Below are 19,404 nucleotides of genomic sequence, written 5' to 3' on the forward strand. Positions count from 1 at the left end.
AGAATTGCAATCACATCGCCGCCGAGGCGACCGTTCCCCTGCCAGCGCCCCCTCGGATGCCATTCCGGTTTCCCTCAGTCCGGTTAGACGGTCAGCACCCCTGTGCAGGCAGCGAAAACTGCGTACTGTTGAGGGTATGAGAAAACTATTTGATTCCATTCGCAAAGTTGGTTTCCGTCGCGGTCCTGACCGGATTCTCGGCGGTATTGCCGCCGGTCTCGCCGAGGCCACAGGGATGAACGTGTGGCTGATGCGCCTGCTGGTCCTCATCTCGTTCCTGCTTCCGGTCCTGGGGATCGGCGCCTATCTCGTCGCCTGGGTCCTCACCCCATGGCAGGACGGAAGTATTCCAGTTGAGCAGGTGTTCGGCGGCCGCCTTGAACGGTAAGTGAACATTTGGTGTCGACAGCTTCACGTCCGATTCGCTGACACGATGGTATGATTCCGGGCTGATCCATGCGAAAGTCCCGCAATCCCTGATGTCTACTGGGATTGCGGGACTTTTCTGTGGGTGGGCCCCGTGGGGATCGAACCCACGACCCACGGATTAAAAGTCCGTTGCTCTACCAACTGAGCTAGAGGCCCCGCCCCAACACAGCCGCGTGGACAAGCGTCACACCGGAGTTGTTGGAGACTCAATAATATTAGAGGTAAGGAGCCCGAATACTCAAACTGGTTCGCGGTGCCTACCAGCAGGCTTCACCCGCTGATCACTTTCCGAGTTCAGGGTGCTCGTCACCGGTGTAGGTGCGGGGGAGAGCATCAGGTGCGGTGGGATCCTCTTCGACCGCCTCGTCGATGACATCGGACTCAATGGCCTTGTTCTTCTTGATCCTGCCGCGCAGCGCCGCGATGTTCTTCAGCCCTGCCAGCAGCTTGCGATCCTTCTTCGGAGCGACATACTCAGGATCGGTCTCCAGCGGGAAGATCGTAGGCGCGGCACCGAAGGCCTCGGTCGACTCACTGGCGACCTTGCGGGCCATCTGAGCGTTGACCACACCGCCGATGATCGCGCCGATGCCGAAGGGCAGCAGACGACCGACCAGCGAGCCACCGGCACGAGCGGCGAACTTGCGGATGAAGGTCTTGCGCAGCTTCCGCACCAGCAGGTCGACGACCGGGGCAGGGAGCTGCTTCGTCACGGTAGAGCCCCAGTTGCCGAACATCGACTCCGAGCCGCCGGACTGCTTGCTGAACTTCTGGACGAGGTTCTTTCCGTCCTTGCCGAGCATGAGCCCCAGCACCAGCGCATTCGCGCGTTTGGAGTCCTGAACCGGAAGGCCGTGGATCTCCGAGATCGCCTGTGCGAAAAGTGCCGTGCCTTCGAGGAATCCGGCGGTCTCAGCGGTGGCCACACCGAGTGCAGCTGTCGTGCCGAGTCCGGGGACTGCAGCGGTGGCACCGACTGCCGCGCCACCCGAAGTGGTCAGCGCTAGGTAGTGCCGACGAATGATCTTGATGAGCTGTTCCGGAGTCGCATCCGGATTCCGGCGACGCAGACTGCGCACATAGGCAAGGGCGACTGGGCGCTGGACCGACAGAAGCTTCGACAGCATCGACTGGGCGCGGGGGTTGAGGGATCCGTCCTCGTTGACAGCGAATTTCGCTGCCTTGTCCAGGCCCTTCTTCGCCACTGATGATTTTGCCACGGGAGTTCCTCCTCGTTGTCTGCACTCGTGACCTGCTGGTCGCAGACCCGAATTTGTCCCCAGTTTAGTAGTTGCCACTGTGAGCCTGACGAATGAACCCTGACCGGGAGACGAAAGCCTGATCTCACCGGCGGGAGGCGAATGCCTGCTCAGGGTGGAGCGCCGGTCAGTGTAGGGGACTAGAATGCTCTGACGATGACACAGCCACGCTTTCACCGCCCGATACCTCTGGCCGATCTCGATTCAGTCAGTGCCTCGAATGACCCAGTGACCAGATCAGAGACCTCTCACGCTACCGCCGCTCTGCTGCTCGGAGACTCGCGCGGACGGCGCGATGAGGCCGCTACGAAGCGGTTCGTGGAGTTGGCCGACGACATCGGTCTCGAGGTCATCGCCGAAATGTGGTCTGCTGCTCCTGCCGTCTCAGCACCGGGAGCGCTATGGCGCCTGTATGCACTGCGCGAATGGATCCTCACCGCTCCGCGTGAGCTCGCCGACATGTTCTCCGCCGGGCAGCGCAGGATGACCGACGGCCTCGGCCTCGAGGAGATCCTCGCCGGAGTCGAGCTTCCCGCAGGCCCCGACGAGGTTGCCCGTGCCATCGATGAGATCCTCGCTGGAGCCTTCCGCGGGGACGTCGTCATCGCCCTCCTCCGAGCGGCAGCGTTCGTCGGCATGTGTGCCGAAGGCACAGACAGCTCCGAGACCGCCACGCGTCTGCGCCAGTTCGCGAAGGACCTCAAAGATGCCGCCATCTCCCACCGTCACGGCGGACTGGACTGACGGTCTCACCGCCGGACTGACCGACTTGCGGCCAGTCCGGCACGAGAGCTCAACCTCCGAGATGGAAGGTGGCCGCGTACGCAGGCCACGTACGCAGACTGTGAGATTTTCAACTCTCGTTCACCCGCCTCGGCGGTGGACTCATGAGCGTGAGCGAGTATCGTAGTGGGTGGCCCTCGTGGCCACCGGACGCTGGATCTGAAGCCCCGGGCTCCAAATTCAGCCGCTTCGAGCGGCCTACCGCCGAGAGGCGCTCTCGGTTCAGCGTCCGGCACATACAATTGAAGCAACATGCACATTCGTCCGGCTCGACCGGGCCCCGGGCAGGAGGAGCGCATGCGGCTCAAGCGAGTACCGCAGGACACTGTCTTCTACGAACGCCTGTCCGATCTGGTCGGGCAGATGCGGCAATGCAACCTGGTGCTTGCCGAACTTTCCGGAATCGAAGTCAGCGAACGTCGGCAGGTCGCAGACCGCCTCCGTGAGATCGGCGATCAAGCCGATGAAGACATGGGTGCCGTGCTTCGCGCACTGCGCGAGAACTACATCACCCCGTTCGACCGCAATGACCTCTATCTGCTCGGCCATCACATGCGCGACATCTGCCACCTTCTCCACGGTGCCGGATTCGTCCTCGCCTCGGAAGCCTTCGACGAACTGCCCTCCGGTGTCCTCGAAACCCTCGCGGTCCTTTCCAATCAGACCGACCACACCTCGCGGATGGTCACTCGTCTGCCGGGCAAACTCGATCAGTGGGACTATGTCGACTCCATCAACCGCCTCACCTACCAAGTCGAGGCCCTGCAATGGCGGATGTCTGACGCCGTGCCGAACTCGAGGCGCGGCCTGACCTACATGACCGCGGTCTCCCAGTTGGGGCAGGCCTTCGTGCGTGCCGCATACGGCTTCACCGAGCTGGGCAAGGTCGTCGCCGCCATCGCGATCAAGGAGTCGTAGTCCGTGGAGCTGCTCTTGGCGGGAGTCATCGTAACCGCGGTGATCTTCGCCGGCTCGAACGGTTTCCATGATGCTGCGCTGACGATCGGCAATGCCGTCGTCGGACGCTCCATCAACGCACGGTGGGCCCTGGGCCTGGCCGTCGTCTTCAACTTCATCGGCGCGCTCTTAGGTGAGGGAATCGCCTCAGTCGTGGCCAACCAGATCGTCCACTTCGACGGCGACCCCGAGGTCATCCTCACCTCCCTGATCATCGCCTTCGTCGCCGCAACGGCGTGGAGTCTGTTCACCTACTACCTCGCGTTGCCTGTGTCCTCCACGCACTGCCTCATCGGCGGTCTCTTGGGCGCTGGCATCGTGCTGGGGTTCTCGGTCAACTCCGCCGAGGCGGTCAACTCGGTGATCCTGCCCCTCGTGATCTCGCCGATCCTCGGATTCGTGCTCTCTTGGGGCCTGACGGCTCTGCTGTCGAAGACCTTTGCCGCCTCACCGCCCAAACCGCTCTTCCGCGGTGCGCGCATGGTCGACTCGGTGCTCACCGCCTCACTGTCGCTGGTCCACGGCGTTCAGGACGCACAGAAGATCGCGGCCCTGGTCATGGTCGGGCTCCTCGCCGTGGACGCCAATCCGTACACCGAGCTCTCCGTCGTCGAGATCTCCTGGCCGGTGCGGCTGATCATCGCCGGAGCGCTGGCGATCGGCACCGGCCTGAGCGGGTGGCGAGTCGTCCGCACACTGTCGGTACGCATGGCCGGTCTCGACCCGCTGAAGTCCGCGACAGCAGATGCCACCGCCACGGTGCTCATGTACACGGCGGCGCTCATCATGCGGGTGCCGGTGTCGCTGACCTTCATCCTCGGATCTGCCATCCTCGGAACCCAGTTCGCCGGACGCCGGGGCCGCGCCCGCGCCCGCTTCATCGTTCCCATCGCCGGGGTCTGGGTGCTGACGATTCCGGCGGCCGCGGTGTTGGCGATCTGCATCGGCCTGGTGGTCAGGGTATTCACCGGCTGAGATCTCACCGCTGTGCCGCAGGGTGAGCCTTCCGACCGAAGACGATCCCTGTCGTGATCATGGCAGCTGCGAGGACGAAGTGCAGCCAGTTGTCAGCGGTGTTGAGCGGAACGAAGTTGCCCATCGACTCCATCGGAACGACGAGGCCGTAGATCCACAGCACGGCGTAGATGATGCCTCCGACGATGAGGTAGGTCTTGGCCAGTCGGCGTGACTTGAGCCCGAGCAGGCCGACGACGCCGAAGAGCAGATGGACGATGTTGTGCAGCACCGAGACCTGGAATATCCCCAGCAGCGCGGCTTGCGAATGATGCCCGGCGAACATCATCGTGTCCAGGTTCTGGGTGATGCCCGGGACGAAGCCCAAGATGCCCACCAGGAGGAACACGGCCCCGAAGATGCCTGAGACGATCTGGACGCTGGTGCGGGCGGTGTGAGCTGATGATGAAACGGTGTGAGTGCTCATGACGATCCTTTCGAAGACTCTCGTCGTACATCAGCTGATTCGGAGCGGGTTGTGTCGTGGATGGGTTCGGTCAGAGCTTTTCTGTCGTGGCTATCGATCGCACCCGGTATTCCGGGCTGATCTGGTGCCACGACGGTAGTCTGGTGACGGTGAGGGCTCGCGTGGCAAAGTTGTGGCGCAGGCTGCTGGTCCTGCTGATCGGCGGCGTCATCGCCGTGCCCTACGCGGCGGTCGTGATCTGGGCCGTCACTGCCTCGGACCGGGTCGGCAACCGCGCCGATTCGCTGACCATCATCGTCGTCGGAATCATCGCTTTCGCGCTGCTGTGCGTTCCAGCATTCCTCGCCGTCATCCGCGCCCTCGAACGCACACTGGCCGAGCAGCTGCTCGAACTGAGCATCCCCACCCCGCCGAGGCGGCCCCGAACGGCCGATCGACTGCGCGGTGCCCTGTTCTACTTCGGTCACACCTTCGCCGGCGCACTGCTCCTGCTCACGATCGTCGTCCTCGTCCCCGCCGCCGTCGTTCTCGTCGGTGACCCCGGGCAGGCTCATGAACTCTCCGACGGTCTGATCGGAACCGACACGAGCCTGGCGGCCACCGTGCTGCCCGCAGGGCTGATCCAGACCCTCGCCGTGGGAATCCTGCTGATGTGCATCGCCATCATCGTCGTGGAGGGGTACTTCCTGCCGAACTATGCACTCATCCTCCTCGGCCCCTCGGCGGCCGACCGAGCGGAGCTCGCTGGTCGCGAGCGGGCCCGCCGTTTCCGCCGCACGGTGCTTGCCCGCGAGGTCCACGACTCGATCGGCCACGCACTGACCGTGACGACGATGCAGGCGGCAGTCGCCAAGCGCGCACTGCAGAGGGACCCCACCATCGCCGAGGCGGCCGTTGACGAAATCGCCCGCACCGGTCGTGAGGCGGTGGCCGAGTTGGACCACGTTCTCGCGCTGCTCCGTACGGAGGCCGATCTGGAAGCAGATGATGACGCCGTCATCGGTGCGGAAACGGCACAACAACCTCGGCGAACGAGGGAGGATATCGAGGTCCTGGCCGAAGAAGCGAGATCAGTGGGGCACTCGACCCAGCTGAGAATCAGCGGCGACATTGGCTCACTGCCTGCAGCCGTGGCGCACGAGCTGCATCGGATCGTGCGGGAGGCTCTGACGAACTCGCTTCGCCACGCCTCAGAGCCGGGGGCCTCAGTGTCGATCAGCGTCGATGCGAGAGTCGTGACGTTGACGGTGATCAACGCCTGCGCGGTGAACACCGGTGGTGCGAGGAGCAATGCGGGTGCAGGCCGGGGTCTGCAGGGGATCAAAGAGCGTGTTGAGCTCTTCGGCGGGGACGTTCGGTGGACTGCAGATGGTGGCTCATGGACGCTTGAGGCCGTGCTGCCGACAGCCAGAGGCACTGCGGCACACACTGGCACAGCGACAACCGGCGGCACTGTACGAGTGACGAACGAGGAGAGGCAGACATGAGCATCAGGGTGGTCCTCATCGATGATGAGCCGTTGGTCCGCGCCGGGCTCGCGGCGATCATCGACTCGGACACGGGACTCGACGTGGTCGGTGAGGCCGGCGACGGTGCCGACGCCATCGATCTCATCCAACGCACGCAGCCCGATATCGTCATTATGGACGTGCGCATGCCGCAGCTCAACGGACTCGAGGCGACTCGATTGCTCGTGGCACGGCAGGACCCTCCACGTGTGCTCATCCTGACCACCTTCGACAGCGACGACTACGTCTTCGAAGCGCTGCGTGTCGGTGCCGACGGCTTCGTGCTCAAGCGGGCCGAGCCGGAGGAACTCATCCGCGCCGTGTACGTCGTGGCCGGTGGGGAAGTGCTCCTGTATCCGCAGAAGGTGCGTGAGATGGCAGCTCAGGCGGGGCGGCGCGAGGATCTGGCCAGTGTTGCCCAGCTGAGCAGTCGTGAGCAGGAGGTGCTCTCACTCATGGCGCGAGGCCTGAGCAATGTGGAGATCGCCGGTGAACTGTTCCTCGGCAGTGAGACGGTCAAAACCTATGTCAGCTCGCTGCTCGGCAAGCTCGGCGCCAGGGACAGGACCCAAGCCGTCATCAGAGCCTTCGAATCGGGATTCATCACCCTCTGAGGGGCATGCTTCACCCTCTGAGGGATGCCGTTCACCCGTTCGGGGGAGCCTGCCGAGACGGCTTCGGCGCGAGTGTTGAAGCATGAAGACAACACAGAGCTGTACACAGTCAGAACATCCATCTCAATCGACGCACGCACTCGATCTGGGTGTCACTATGCTCGGCCTGAGCGCGGTCTGGTCACTGACCATGCTGGTCGTCTCCGTGCTGTGGGGGAGCGGACTGCTCGTCTCTCCGTTCGGTCATGCGGAACCGGGTGAGTACAGCACACTGCTGGACTATCTCTCCATCCCTGCTGGAGCAGCACTGGTCGGGTCCTGTGCGCTGCTGAGCCTGACCCTCGCATCGACCCTCCTGACCCTGCCACGACTGCGCGGCAGAGCCGTCGCAGCAGTTGGAGGCTTCGCGGTCTTCCTCGCCCTCGTCACCACCCTGGTCTTCACCGACACCTTGGTGTTGGCATACCTCGGCTACACATTGAGCCTGCAGTTCCCGCCGATTCCCATCGCCGTGCTCTGGCAGGGATTCATGCTGCTCGGCCCGGGGCTGTGGGCGGCGGTGTGGGCATCGCTGGAGGGCCGCCGGCGACGCAGCCGGGCAGACGCCGATGGTGCGGCCATGGACGCTTCTGTCGGCGATGCCTGTGTCGGCGATGCCTCCGCCGCGGGGGCGACCTCTGCGAAGGCTGCCGAAGATCACCGGCCCGTCCAGGTCAGTGCCAAGATCGCCGTCGGCGTGGCCGTGGCGGTTCCCGTCATTTATGCATCCACTCGTATTCTGTGGGCACTGGGTATCCCGTTCGGGCTCAGCTCCGAGTTCTATTCCGCAGGCCTCCAGGTCGGGATGTGGCATTCAGGTCTCGCCTTGGCGATCGCCGGACTGGCCGGAGCACTGCTGACCCTGGGGCTGGTGCAGAAATGGGGAGAGAGGTTTCCGCGCTGGACAGGGCCGCTGGCAGGACGACGTGTGCCCATCCTCCTCGCCACGATTCCCGCCGGCATCGTCACATTGGCGATGTTCACCGGAGGCATGGGCATGATCCATTCGGTCCTGCTCAACGGTGTCAGCATCAATGGCAACTGGGTGACGATCGGCCCGACTCTCCTGTTCCCGCTGTGGGCTCTGGCACTCGGCTGGGCCACCTATGCTTACCGTGCCAGACGACTTGATGCCCGCGCTTCCAGGCGGCAGTGACAGGTCGTTTCAGCATGCGCTGCTGGTGGGATCGGATGACCGTGTGCTCTCACATGCGGCGGTGTCGGCGGCTGAGCGTCCTGTGTCGAAGCAGAGTGACCAGGCTGTGGATGAGCGCCGGCGCTGAGGCGATGAGCAGCAGGATGCCACCCAGTGTGGTCATGGACAGCAGCACTGCACCGCCGATGACGAAACCGGTGAACAGCACGGCCGAGATCACCCCGCGGGCCAGAAGTTCGAGGCCCGCGACCCGGCGGTCCAGTTTGGGCGTAGCCACCGAGAGCTCACCGTTCTCGAGCCTCTGGACCAGGCTGTCGAGGCGTCCCGGCAGGCCGAGCGTCAGGCGCACAAGGTTGATTGCCTCCTTCGCCACAGTGCCGGCGGCGCCGCCCTTCTCCTCTTCGATCAGCTCGCTCGCATAGGGTTCGACGACCTCCCAGATGTTGAACGAGGGATTGAGCGAACTGCACAGACCCGAGACCATGGACAGCGAGCGAATGATGAGGAAGAGGTTCTCCGGCAGCTGCACGGGCAGATCCCGCACCACCGATTCGAAATCCGTGGAGAAGGCTCGCAGCTCCTTCTCATCGACGTCGCGCAGCTGGGCGAACCCCATGCCTCCGAACCGTGCGAAGAGTCCCGTGAGAGAGCGTTCGAGCTCTTCCGTGTCCGCGCCCTCGAGCAGAACTCCGATGAGTCCGACGCTGGCGACGAGGCGGCGGGAGTCCCGCATCGCCACGGCGATGATGAGCTCCCGCAGACCCGCGCGCAGATTCTCCGGCACGTGCCCCATCATCCCGAAGTCGATGAAGGTCAGATGCCAGTCGACCCCCGCCGAGGTGGGCGCGGAGCCCGACCCCATCGCCGCCGGACTGACCGCCGAGGCTGTCCCCGGGTTTGCAGGTGTCACGAAGATGTTGCCCGGGTGGGGGTCGGCGTGGAAGAAGCCGGTCCGGAAGAGCTGATCGAACATTGTGTGCGCGAAGGTCGTTGCAACCTCGTGGGGGTCGATCCCGACTCGACGCAGCGCAGCGACGTCGTTGGCCTTGATCGCTGTGACGTCTTCCAAGGTCAGCACCTGTGGTGTGGTCTGTTCCCAGACGATCTGCGGAGCATTCACCCTGGCCGACTCAGCCGCATCCACGGCGAAGGCCTCCGCATTCGCCGCTTCATGGAGATAGTCGATCTCTTCGAGGCTGACATGGGCGAACTCTTCGACCAGCGCCGGCATGTCGACGCGACGGGAGACGAACTGGACGCGGGAGAGCCATCCGGCGATCCGGCGCAGTGCACGCAGATCGACCTCGACGATATCGGCGATGCTCGGACGCTGGACCTTGACGACCACCTCGGCGAAACCGATCTCTGCGGCGATCTCCGGGGTCAGGATCGCTGAGTGCGCCTGACCCAGGGATGCCGCGGCCAATGGGCGGGGTTCGAAGGAGGAGAAGGCATCGGTGAGTGCCGTCCCCAGCTGTGCTTCGGCAAGGTCGCGGATCTGGTCGAAGGGGACCGGGGCGACTTCGTCCTGCAGGCCCTCGAGTTCTTTGGTGATCTCGGGCGGGAGAACATCCATGCGCGAGGAGAGGAACTGACCGACCTTGATCATCAGACCGCCGAGTTCCACGGCCAGAGTGCGAAATCGCCTGGCCGTGGAACGCCAGCGCGCCACCCGACCTCTTGCCGCGAGACGACCCAGGCCGATTCGCGGCAGCGTCATCTCGAACCACCAGGCCATGACCATCTGGGCCGCGGCGAAGCGGAGGATCCGACCGTAACGAGCCCGAAGGGTTCGCGCCGTCACTGTTCAGTCCTCGGCGAGGATCGAATACAGTCTGCGCTTGGTGTCCTCGAGCGCGGTGACCGCCTCGGCGACCTGCTCCTTGCTGCCGGACCGGCCGACCTGAGCTGCTGCCTGCGCCAGCTCGACGCCGGCCTTGGCCAGATTTGCGGCCCTGGGCGCTTCGGGCTTCTTCGCCGATTCCCATGGAGCATTGGACTCCGGCTCGGATGCGACTTGCTCGCGTCCGGCCTCGGTGAGTGAATAGGTCTTGCGTCCGCTGGAGGACTCGGAGCTGATGAGGCCCTCATCCGTGAGCAGCTGCAGCGTCGGATAGACCGATCCCGGGCTGGGCTTCCAGCTGCCGCCGCTGCGTTCTTCGATCTCTTGAATGATCTGGTAGCCGTGCATCGGGGCTTCGGCCAGCAGCGTGAGGATTCCGGCGCGGACATCCCCGCGGTTCATGCGGAACGGCTGTTTGGGGTTGAAGGATGAGCGCAGCTGCTCCACTGCTTCCCAGATATTCGCCCCGCCCCAATCGCCGTTCCGACGAGAGAAACCTCCGTGATTGAATGGCTCGTTCATGATGACCTCCAGGTCTGATCGAATCGCCTTGACGATATATAACGATATATCGGCGATGGGTTGCTGGGAAGGTCGTTCTGTCGATTGCGGAGGCAACTCCCAGACCATGTTCAGGCCGGGGCGTGATGGCGAGGTCTCTTGGGGTGGAGACCTCGCCCCTTAACCACTATGAGCCGTGAAAACAGGTAACGGTTGGTAACTTCGCCGCGATCCGAGCTCTTGGGTCGCGACGAAGTTACCAACCGTTGGACATTCTCGCTGAGGACTGCGGTTGCCGCCCACGCAGCCGCAGGCCAGGCTTCAGGTCATCCGAAGCGACCGGAGATGTAGTTCTCGGTCTCTTCCTTCTCGGGGTTGGAGAAGATCGTCGAGGTCTCGTTGAACTCGATGAGCTTGCCCGGCTTGCCGGTGCCCGCGATGTTGAAGAACGCGGTCTTGTCGGACACACGAGCGGCCTGCTGCATGTTGTGAGTGACGATGACGACCGTGTACTGGTCCTTGAGGTCGTTGATGAGATCCTCGATGGCCAGTGTGGAGATCGGATCCAAAGCGGAGCACGGTTCGTCCATGAGCAGGACCTCGGGCTCAACGGCGATCGCGCGGGCGATGCACAGGCGCTGCTGCTGACCGCCGGAGAGTCCCGAGCCGGGCAGGCTGAGGCGGTCCTTGACCTCGTTCCAGAGATTGGCGCCACGCAGTGCGCGCTCGGTGAGGTCATCGGCCTCTGACTTGGACATGCGGCGGCTGTTGAGACGCACGCCGGCCAGCACGTTCTCCTTGATGCTCATGGTGGGGAACGGGTTCGCACGCTGGAAGACCATGCCGACCTCTCGGCGCACGTTGACCGGGTCGACGCCTGCTCCGTAGATGTCGTTGCCGTCCATGAGGACCTGACCGGAGACGCTGGCACCCGGAATCACTTCGTGCATCCGGTTGAGTGTGCGCAGCACTGTGGACTTACCGCAGCCCGAGGGGCCGATGAGAGCCGTGACCGAGCGGGGCTTGATCTGCATCTGGACACCATCGACGGCGCGGAAATCGCCGTAGAAGATGTCGAGATCCTTGATGTCGATCTGCTTGGACAATGTGTTTCCCTATCTGTGGAATGTCTGGAACAAGTATGACGTGCGGCGGAGTCTCAGCGCTTCATCAGCGTCCTGCCTTCGGAGCCAGCACCTTCGCGATGAGGCGGGCCAAGAGGTTGAGGAGCATGACCAGGGCGACGAGGACGAGGGCTGCTGCCCAGGCTCGCTCGGAGCTGGCCATGGCGGCATCGCCAGGTGAGACCGGTCGCAGCTGCGAATCGTAGATGAAGGTCGGCAGTGTCGACATCCAACCGGAGAACAGGTTCCAGTTGAGAGCCTTGGCGAATCCGGCGGTGACCATGATCGGTGCGGTTTCGCCGATGACGCGGGCGATCGCGATGGTGATGCCGGAGAGGATGCCCGACACCGAGGTGGGCAGAACGATTTTGACGATCGTCTTCCACTTCGGCACGCCCAGTGCGTAGGACGCCTCTCGCAGATCCATCGGGACCAGGCGCAGGATCTCCTCCGTATTGCGCACGACGATCGGAATCATGAGCACCGACAGTGCTACGGCGGCGGTGAAGCCTGTCTTCGCGATGCCTGCCGCGTCCGGCATGATGAACCCGGCGATGGTGGAGAACAGTGCGAAGGCGAAGAGTCCGGCGACGATCGAGGGGATGCCGGTCATCACGTCGACGAGGAAGGTGATGGCCTTGCCGAGCCTGTTCTTCTCGGCGTACTCGACGAGGTAGATCGCGGTCAGCACACCGATGGGGATCGAGATGATGCAGGCCATGGCCGTGATCAGCACGGTGCCGACGATCGCGTGGTAGAAGCCACCGGCAATCGTTGCCTCACCCGCGACGTACTGCTGGTCGAGGACGCCCTTCATGCCGAGCATCGTGCGGGAGAGGAGGTCGAAGCTGATAGCGGCTCCGCCCTTGGAGATGGTCATCCAGAGCAGTGATATGAGGGGAACACAGGCGAGGATAAACGAGGATGTGACGACAGTGGTGGCCACCCTGTCGGTGGCCTTGCGGCGGCCCTCGTAGGACGCAGAGATCGCGAACACGCCCACCACGTTGATGAGCCCGGCGAGGACCGCGACGACTGGGATGTTGAACCCGCCGAAGGCGATGAAGCTGATGATGATCGCGACGATGATCGAGGCGACTGCAACCACCCATGGTGTGGCCTTGGGCAGCTGCTTCGAGGTCAGAGTGCGGGACGTGGTCGTCGAATTGTTCGTAGTAGTCAACATTCTCAACTGCCCTTCACCGAGGTCTTGGCAACAATTGCACGTGCGCCCATATTCACCAGCAGGGTGATGACGAAGAGGACGAGGCCGACTGTGATCAGCTCGGACAGTCGCAGGCCGGCGGCTTCGGGGAAGTTCTGCGCGATTTCAGACGCGATGGTCTGGTTGCCGCTGACCACCAGGGATGCGGTGAGGAGGCCGGGGGAGAGGATCATGGCCACGGCCATGGTTTCGCCGAGTGCACGGCCGAGGCCGAGCATGGTTGCCGAGGCGATGCCGGACTTTCCGAACGGCAGCACCGACATGCGGATCATCTCCCAGCGCGTTGCGCCGAGAGCCAGGGCAGCTTCTTCCTGCAGACGGGGAGTCTGCAGGAAGATCTCCCGAGTCAGGGAGGTGATGATCGGCAGGATCATGATGGAGAGCACGAGAGAGGCCGTCAGCAGTGTGCGGCCGGTGTTCGACACATCGCCGTTCGCATCGGGGGCGAAGATCGGAATCCACCCGAACCACTTCGACAGCCACAGGTAGAAATCTGTGAGGCTGCCGGCGAGGGCGATTCCCCAGAGGCCGTAGACGACCGAGGGGATCGCAGCGAGCAGGTCGATGACGTAGCCGAGGGTTGGCGCCAGCTTCCGTGGTGCCATGTGCGTGGTGAACAGTGCGATGCCCAGTGCGAACGGTGTGGCCACGATCAGGGCGATGGCGGAGGAGATCAGTGTGCCGATGACAAGCGGCCAGACGTAGGAGAAGAATCCGTTGCCGCCGGTGATCGAGCTCGGATCGTTGACCTGAGCTTCGATGGTGTCCTTGGACTGTGCCAGAAGGAACAGGGCGACTCCTGCCAGGATGAGCAGGATCAGGATGCCGGCGATGAGCGTCGCTGCCGAGAAGATTCGGTCACCGGGACGAACGACGGCTTTGGGTCTCTGGCCTGTGCCGGACTCGGGTTGTGAGTCCGGCTCAGGTGCTCCGGCAGGGCCGGACACTGTGGTCTGTGTGCTGGTCGGCACAAGTGCTCCTCATGAAACTTGCGGCGGATCCGGTGGAAGGATCCCTAGGCACCGAAGAGCGGCGCAGGGTCGCTGCGCCGCTCTTCGACATATCAATTCTGCAGGTCAGTGACCAAGAATCAGCCTTCAACCTTGATCGAATCGATGACGGTCTCGATCTGCGAACGCAGATCGTCGGACAGTGGTGCAGAGCCGGCGGAATCCGCTGCCGACTTCTGTCCTTCTTCGGACACGACGAACTTCTCCCACGCCTTGACCATGTCCACGGTCTCCTGGTCCTTGTAGGACGAGCAGACGACGTGGTAGGAGACGAGGACGATCGGGTAGGCGCCCGATTCGGTGGTGTCGCGAGCCAGGTCGAAGGCAAGGTCGCCTTCGCTGCGGCCCTTGACCTTGTCGGACGCGTCGACGACCTTGGACGCAGCGTCGGCCGAGAGCTCGACGTATTCTTCGCCGACCTTCACCTTGGCCTTGCTCAGTGATCCGACGGCTGAAGCGTCGGCGTAGCCGATGGCTCCATCGGTGTCGGAGACGGTCTGCACGACACCATCGGTGCCCTGTGCAGCTTCGCCACCGAAGTCCTTCGGGAAGTCGCCGCTGATCTCAGCGTCCCAGTCCTTCTCGGCCGTGGCCTTGAGGTACTCGGCGAAGTTCTCCGTGGTTCCGGAGTCATCTGCACGGTGCACGGCGGTGATCTTCGTGTCGGGGAGATCGGCATCCGGGTTGTCGGCCTTGATCGCCTTGTCGTTCCACTTGCTGATCTCACCCTTGAAGATCTTGGCGATCGTCGAAGGCGCGAGGTTGAGCTCATCGACGCCCTTGACGTTGAAGGTCACTGCGATGGGGGAGATGTAGACGGGGAACTCGTAGGCACCATCGGCGCCGCAAGCTTCTTTGCCCTGCTTGACCTCGTCGTCGTCGAGGTGAGCGTCAGACCCGGCGAACTGAGCGTTTCCGGCCAGGAACTGCTCACGGCCCGCACCTGAACCGTCAGGGGAGTAGTTGACGGTCACGCCGGAGTTCTCTGAGGCGAAGTCGGCAGTCCATGCGTCCATCGCGGCCTTCTGCGATGAGGCGCCGATTCCGGTCAGTGTGCCCTGCAGGTCACTGTCGCCGCCGCTTGCTTCTTCTCCGGTGGCAGAGGTTCCGCCGCATGCCGACAGGGTGAGTGCGCCGGCTGCGAGGATTGCAGCGGATGGTGCCAGGTGCTTCAGCTTCACGAAGATGCCTTTCGAATATGAGAACACTGTTCGAGATTGCTCGATCTTTCGTGTTACACGCTAGGGATCGTGTGTAAAGCTCTGGGAGTCGCTAAGTGAATGGAAGGTGAATGACGCCTGAAGGCTTCGGGTCCGGGCGAGTGCTCCATCACAGGAACCCGCGGATTCATGAAAGGATGCTTGTCGGGACGACGGTGTCCCGATTCCGCTGGGCCGAATCGGCCTGATTTCGCGGGGCCGCGCTGAGGTTCGTCCACCTCTTGTCGATGATCACCGGGGTCCATAGAGTGACGTGCCAGAACATACCGTCATTCATATTCTCGATGAGGAGAAGCCCATGTCAGCCGAGCACCACTACATGTTCGAAGACGCCGTCGAGGAAGAGGTTCGTCTGCGTGAGCAGTCGACCGTCCTGGACCCTCTGACCGAAGAGCTGCTTGTTCGAGCCGGACTCGGTCCCGGGATGAAGGTGCTGGATCTTGGCACCGGGACCGGTGCCGTGGCCGCGATCGCAGCGAAGCTCGTCGGAGAGACCGGCTATGTTCTCGGCATCGACCGGGACGTCGAGTCCCTGACAGCTGCCCGAGCAGCCCTGGCCGGTGTGCCCCACGTCGAATTCGCCGAAGCGGTCCTTCCCGATCTGGAACTCGACGGCGCCTTCGACGCCGTCGTCGGACGGACTGTGATCATGCATGTCCCCGATCCCGTGGCGGTTCTACGGTCTGCCGCCCTGCAGCTTCGTCCGGGCGGGCTGCTGTGCATGCACGAGCCCGATATGGCCTACATGTGGACGAACGAGGAGACCCCGCTCTGGAATCGAGCGCGCACCTGGATCCTCCAGGCCTTCGACGAGCTCGGCGTGCATGCCAAGATGGGGCCGGAGCTCTTCACCGCTTACCGCGCAGCGGGCCTGCCGGATCCGACGATGATGATGGGTGCACCGGTGGGCGGAGGTGGGGATTCGCCTGCTTTCGGATGGTCGAACACCATCACTGCGGTCGTGCCGCTGCTGGAGAGACTGGGAATCGCCAGCGCCGAGGAGATCGGGATCGACACGCTCACCGATCGGCTCAATGATGAGATCGATGCCCTCGACGGCATGGTCATGGGCCCGCCGATGTACGGAGCATGGTGCAGACTCCCCGCCCACTGAGGAAGCAGCCCCACTGAGGAACCAGCCTCGCTGAGGAACCGGGTCCCGCTGAGGAACCAGTCTCAGGCGTCGATCGGGCGGATCCGTTCGAATTCGACGATGCGTGGCACTGCGCCCGGACGCACATAGGCGACGAGGATCTCACCGGGTTTGAGGTAGGGGTCTTCGCGCGGCAGCTTCTCCGCGATGCGCTGTGGGGCGTACTTCGCGTAGACCTCGAGGATCAGCGGCAGGACAGGCCGGTGGGTGCAGTAGATGACCGGCCTGCCCTTCTCCAGCAGCTTCTCGATGAATCGGGAGGTCTTGTCGGGGTTCGCAGAGCTCGCCTTCTCGCTCAGACTCGAAGCCCTTCGGATCGGCTTGCCGGTCGCCGCGGACAGCGGAGCGAGCGTGGCCATGCACCGCTTCCAGGGGCTCGAGATCAGTCTCTTCGTCCCCCACGCTGAAAGCAGCCCGGTCAGTGCCATGGCCTGGCGGGTCCCCAGAGCCAGCAGCGGGCGCACGTGCTCCGTCTCATGCCACTTCGCTCGGGGAAATGCCTTCCCGTGGCGGACGAGGATCAGAGGCCAGGCACGCAGTGCGTTGGTCGAATCGAACTTCTCCAGCGCATCGAGCTGGTCGCGATCCGCGTAGGAAGTCAGCTTCGTTCGCGCCTCGCCGACGGGAAACCACTTCACCTCGTCGACCTCGCGTTGGTTCATCGGCGTGAAGGTGTGCTCGCCCTTGACCTGTGCTGACCAGTAGAAGACCTTCTTGAGGTATTTTCCGCTGACCATGTATTCCGCCGCGGGCAGGGGGACGCCGAGGGTGATGTCGAGTCCCGTCTCCTCCTTGACCTCGCGAATCGCCGTCTCCGGAAGGGTTTCGCCGGATTCCACCTTGCCCTTGGGCCAGGACCAGTCGTTGTAGCGGGGGCGGTGGATGAGAGCGACTTCGAGTCCTTCGCTGCCGTTGCGCCAGCACAGCGCCCCTGCAGCGAGGATATCGGCGGTGACGCGTGAGGATGCCTGCGCGGATCCGACCGATTTCGGGCTCAAGCCTCTTCTCCGATCTGCCGGCGCTTTCGATGTCGGCGGATGAGCTCCGTCTGGTACTCGGTGAGCCGGTTGCCCTCATCGTCGTGGGTGCTGCGCGTCCACTTGCCGTCAGCGGCGAGCACGAACGCCGAGGTGGTGTCGGCGAAGGCGAGGTCGAAGAGCTCGATGATCTCGGCCTTGTGGTTCGGGGCGACGAGCTCGACGAGGGTTTCGACGCGGCGGTCGAGGTTGCGGTGCATCATGTCAGCTGATCCGATGTAGACGATCGGGTCACCGCCGTTGCCGAAGACGAAGGTTCGCGAATGCTCGAGGAAGCGGCCGAGCACGGACCGTACTGTGATGTTCTCACTTACGCCGGGGATGCCTGGTCGCAGGGCGCAGATGCCGCGGACGAAGACCTCGACCTGGACTCCGGCGCGGGATGCCTTGTACAGAGCGTCGATGATCGCTTCGTCGACGATGGAGTTGACCTTGATCCGAACCGACCCGCTGCCACCCGCCTCGGCGATGGCGATCTCCTTGTCGATGAGTTCGGTCAGCCCCGAACGGACCCGGGTGGGGGCGACGAGCAGGCGCGAGTATTCGGCCAGGGGCGCGTAGCCCGAGAGCTGATTGAACAGCTTCGTCAGGTCATCGGCGACGCTCTTGTCCTTGGTCAGCAGCCCGAAGTCCTCATATCCGCGAGCGGTCTTCGGGTGATAGTTGCCGGTGCCGACGTGGCAGTAGCGGGTCAGACCCTCAGCCTCCTGGCGGACGACGAGGGAGAGCTTCGCGTGGGTCTTGAGCCCGACGATTCCGTAGACGACGTGGACGCCGGCGCGTTCGAGTTTGCGCGCCCACGTGATGTTGGCCTCCTCGTCGAAGCGGGCCTTGATCTCCACGACCGCGAGCACCTGGATGCCTGCCTGTGCGGCGTCGACGAGGGCATCGATGATCGGCGAGTCGCCCGAGGTGCGGTAGAGGGTCTGCTTGATGGCGAGCACGTTCTTGTCCGCTGCCGCCTGCTCGAGGAACGCCTGCACGCTCGTGGAGAACGAGTCGTAGGGATGGTGGAGCAGGATGTCGCGGTTCGAAACTGCCGCGAAGACGTCGACCTGGTCGCTGGATTCACGCAGGGACAGATCCTTGTTCATCTGCGGGACCATCTTGCGGAAGTGCAGGTCATCGCGGGGGACGTCGGCGATGTCTGACATGCCGGAGAGGTCGAGAGGGGTGGGCAGCTGGTAGATCTCGTTCTCGTCGATGCCGAGTTCGTCCTTGAGCATCTCGCGGACCCGAGGATGGATGTTCTCCGTGATCTCCAACCTCACTGCGGGGCCGAAGCGGCGGCGCAGCAGTTCCTTCTCCAGAGCCTTGAGGAGGTTCTCCGCATCGTCCTCCTCGACCTCGAGGTCCTCATTGCGGGTGACGCGGAAGGTCGAGTGGTGGATGATCTCCATTCCCTCGAAGAGCGTGTCGAGGTGTTCGGCGATGATGTCCTCGAGCGCGACGAAGCGGGCGGGGACGTCGCGGCCGGCGGGACGATCCGTGGCCGTGGCGACATTGAAGAACCGGGGCAGGCGCGGCGGCACCTTGACCCGGGCGAAGAGCTCCTTGCCTGAATCCTGGTAGCGCAGCAGGACGCCGAGGTTGAGTGAGAGTCCGGAGATGTAGGGGAACGGGTGAGCCGGATCCACTGCGAGTGGGGTGAGGACGGGGAAGACGTGGCCGGCGAAGAACTCATCGACTCTTGCGCGTTCGTCCTCGGTGAGCTCATCCACCTGGACCTTCGTGATCGACTCCGCATCGAGGCGGGGACCGATGTCGTCCTTGAGCAGGGTGGCGTGGCGGGTCATGAGGTCATGCGCCCGGACGCCGATCGCGTGCATGACCTGCAGCGGCATCCGGCCGGTGACGCTGGGCACGGCCAATCCGGTGTTGATGCGGCGTTTGAGGCCGGCGACGCGGACCATGAAGAACTCGTCGAGGTTGGTTGCGAAGATGGAGAGGAATCGGACCCTTTCCAGCAACGGCATATCAGGGTCGGAGGCGAGATCGAGGACACGCTCGTTGAACGCCAGCCAGCTGAGCTCCCGGTCGAGGAATCGATCCTTTGGATCCGGCAGACCCAGTTCCGCTCCGACTGCAGTGATGTCGTACATCGC

The 19,404-nt window shown here is 63.5% G+C and carries 18 protein-coding genes and 1 tRNA gene; 8 read left to right on the forward strand and 11 right to left on the reverse strand.

Annotated features, from left to right (window positions below; translation table 11 throughout):
• Window positions 1–136 precede the first annotated feature (136 nt).
• Window positions 137–388: a PspC domain-containing protein gene (locus HU144_RS06315; RefSeq protein WP_235350608.1), complete on the forward strand. Its 252-nt coding sequence runs from the start codon at window positions 137–139 to the stop codon at window positions 386–388.
• A 124-nt stretch (window positions 389–512) separates the two neighbouring features.
• Here HU144_RS06315 and HU144_RS06320 read toward each other — a convergent pair.
• Both HU144_RS06320 and HU144_RS06325 read right to left on the reverse strand, forming a co-directional pair.
• Window positions 513–585: transfer RNA gene (locus tag HU144_RS06320), tRNA-Lys, on the reverse strand.
• A gap of 125 nt (window positions 586–710) precedes the next feature.
• Entirely contained in the window at window positions 711–1,649 is a 939-nt protein-coding gene (locus HU144_RS06325) for a hypothetical protein (RefSeq protein ID WP_235350609.1), read from the reverse strand.
• A 267-nt stretch (window positions 1,650–1,916) separates the two neighbouring features.
• On the opposite strand from HU144_RS06325, the gene HU144_RS06330 reads away from it, so the two are divergent.
• The 3 genes from HU144_RS06330 to HU144_RS06340 all read left to right on the forward strand — a co-directional run bounded on the left by HU144_RS06330 (window position 1,917) and on the right by HU144_RS06340 (window position 4,403).
• Window positions 1,917–2,432, forward strand: coding sequence for a hypothetical protein (locus HU144_RS06330; RefSeq protein WP_235350610.1), 516 nt, complete (start codon window positions 1,917–1,919; stop codon window positions 2,430–2,432).
• Window positions 2,433–2,723: 291 nt separating this feature from the next.
• Window positions 2,724–3,389, forward strand: a complete 666-nt coding sequence (locus HU144_RS06335; RefSeq protein WP_235350611.1) for a DUF47 domain-containing protein — start codon at window positions 2,724–2,726, stop codon at window positions 3,387–3,389.
• A gap of 3 nt (window positions 3,390–3,392) precedes the next feature.
• Complete coding sequence (locus tag HU144_RS06340) at window positions 3,393–4,403, forward strand: inorganic phosphate transporter (RefSeq protein ID WP_235350612.1); 1,011 nt, start codon at window positions 3,393–3,395, stop codon at window positions 4,401–4,403.
• Between the two features lie 4 nt (window positions 4,404–4,407).
• On the opposite strand, the gene HU144_RS06345 is transcribed toward HU144_RS06340, so the two are convergent.
• Window positions 4,408–4,869, reverse strand: coding sequence for a DUF4383 domain-containing protein (locus HU144_RS06345; protein ID WP_198396009.1), 462 nt, complete (start codon window positions 4,867–4,869; stop codon window positions 4,408–4,410).
• Between the two features lie 161 nt (window positions 4,870–5,030).
• Between HU144_RS06345 and HU144_RS06350 the strand changes: the two genes are divergently transcribed.
• From HU144_RS06350 to HU144_RS06360, 3 genes are all read left to right on the forward strand, one after another.
• Window positions 5,031–6,356, forward strand: coding sequence for a sensor histidine kinase (locus HU144_RS06350; protein WP_235350613.1), 1,326 nt, complete (start codon window positions 5,031–5,033; stop codon window positions 6,354–6,356).
• A complete protein-coding gene (locus HU144_RS06355) occupies window positions 6,353–6,991 on the forward strand; it encodes a response regulator (RefSeq protein ID WP_235350614.1) in 639 nt (212 codons plus the stop codon). Before HU144_RS06350 ends, HU144_RS06355 begins: the two co-directional genes overlap by 4 nt.
• Before the next feature lie 82 nt (window positions 6,992–7,073).
• Window positions 7,074–8,186: a hypothetical protein gene (locus tag HU144_RS06360; protein WP_235350615.1), complete on the forward strand. Its 1,113-nt coding sequence runs from the start codon at window positions 7,074–7,076 to the stop codon at window positions 8,184–8,186.
• A gap of 49 nt (window positions 8,187–8,235) precedes the next feature.
• On the opposite strand, the gene HU144_RS06365 is transcribed toward HU144_RS06360, so the two are convergent.
• The 6 genes from HU144_RS06365 to pstS all read right to left on the reverse strand — a co-directional run bounded on the left by HU144_RS06365 (window position 8,236) and on the right by pstS (window position 15,070).
• Entirely contained in the window at window positions 8,236–9,930 is a 1,695-nt protein-coding gene (locus tag HU144_RS06365; protein WP_235352667.1) for an ABC1 kinase family protein, read from the reverse strand.
• Between the two features lie 63 nt (window positions 9,931–9,993).
• Complete coding sequence (locus HU144_RS06370; RefSeq protein WP_204233206.1) at window positions 9,994–10,551, reverse strand: PadR family transcriptional regulator; 558 nt, start codon at window positions 10,549–10,551, stop codon at window positions 9,994–9,996.
• A gap of 305 nt (window positions 10,552–10,856) precedes the next feature.
• Entirely contained in the window at window positions 10,857–11,636 is a 780-nt protein-coding gene (pstB, locus tag HU144_RS06375; RefSeq protein ID WP_125188314.1) for a phosphate ABC transporter ATP-binding protein PstB, read from the reverse strand.
• A gap of 64 nt (window positions 11,637–11,700) precedes the next feature.
• The gene (gene pstA / locus HU144_RS06380) at window positions 11,701–12,840 is read right to left on the reverse strand and encodes a phosphate ABC transporter permease PstA (RefSeq protein WP_125188312.1); all 1,140 of its coding nucleotides are present in this window, start codon (window positions 12,838–12,840) and stop codon (window positions 11,701–11,703) included.
• 2 nt (window positions 12,841–12,842) lie between these two features.
• Window positions 12,843–13,733 (reverse strand): phosphate ABC transporter permease subunit PstC, encoded by an 891-nt coding sequence (pstC, locus tag HU144_RS06385; protein WP_125188734.1) that lies wholly within the window; start codon window positions 13,731–13,733, stop codon window positions 12,843–12,845.
• Window positions 13,734–13,969: 236 nt separating this feature from the next.
• Window positions 13,970–15,070 (reverse strand): phosphate ABC transporter substrate-binding protein PstS, encoded by a 1,101-nt coding sequence (pstS, locus tag HU144_RS06390; RefSeq protein WP_125188310.1) that lies wholly within the window; start codon window positions 15,068–15,070, stop codon window positions 13,970–13,972.
• A 337-nt stretch (window positions 15,071–15,407) separates the two neighbouring features.
• Between pstS and HU144_RS06395 the strand changes: the two genes are divergently transcribed.
• Window positions 15,408–16,223 carry a class I SAM-dependent methyltransferase gene (locus HU144_RS06395; RefSeq protein WP_235350616.1) on the forward strand — a complete coding sequence of 272 codons (816 nt, stop codon included), beginning with the start codon at window positions 15,408–15,410 and terminating at the stop codon, window positions 16,221–16,223.
• A 62-nt stretch (window positions 16,224–16,285) separates the two neighbouring features.
• Here the strand turns inward: HU144_RS06395 and HU144_RS06400 are convergent, their stop codons facing one another.
• Both HU144_RS06400 and HU144_RS06405 read right to left on the reverse strand, forming a co-directional pair.
• Window positions 16,286–17,260: an NUDIX hydrolase gene (locus HU144_RS06400; protein ID WP_235350617.1), complete on the reverse strand. Its 975-nt coding sequence runs from the start codon at window positions 17,258–17,260 to the stop codon at window positions 16,286–16,288.
• Window positions 17,257–19,401, reverse strand: coding sequence for an RNA degradosome polyphosphate kinase (locus HU144_RS06405; RefSeq protein ID WP_235350618.1), 2,145 nt, complete (start codon window positions 19,399–19,401; stop codon window positions 17,257–17,259). The genes HU144_RS06400 and HU144_RS06405 overlap by 4 nt, the downstream gene beginning before the upstream one ends.
• Window positions 19,402–19,404: the final 3 nt, after the last annotated feature.

It is taken from the genome of Brevibacterium sp. UCMA 11752 (assembly GCF_021532235.1).
Lineage (GTDB): Bacteria > Actinomycetota > Actinomycetes > Actinomycetales > Brevibacteriaceae > Brevibacterium > Brevibacterium antiquum.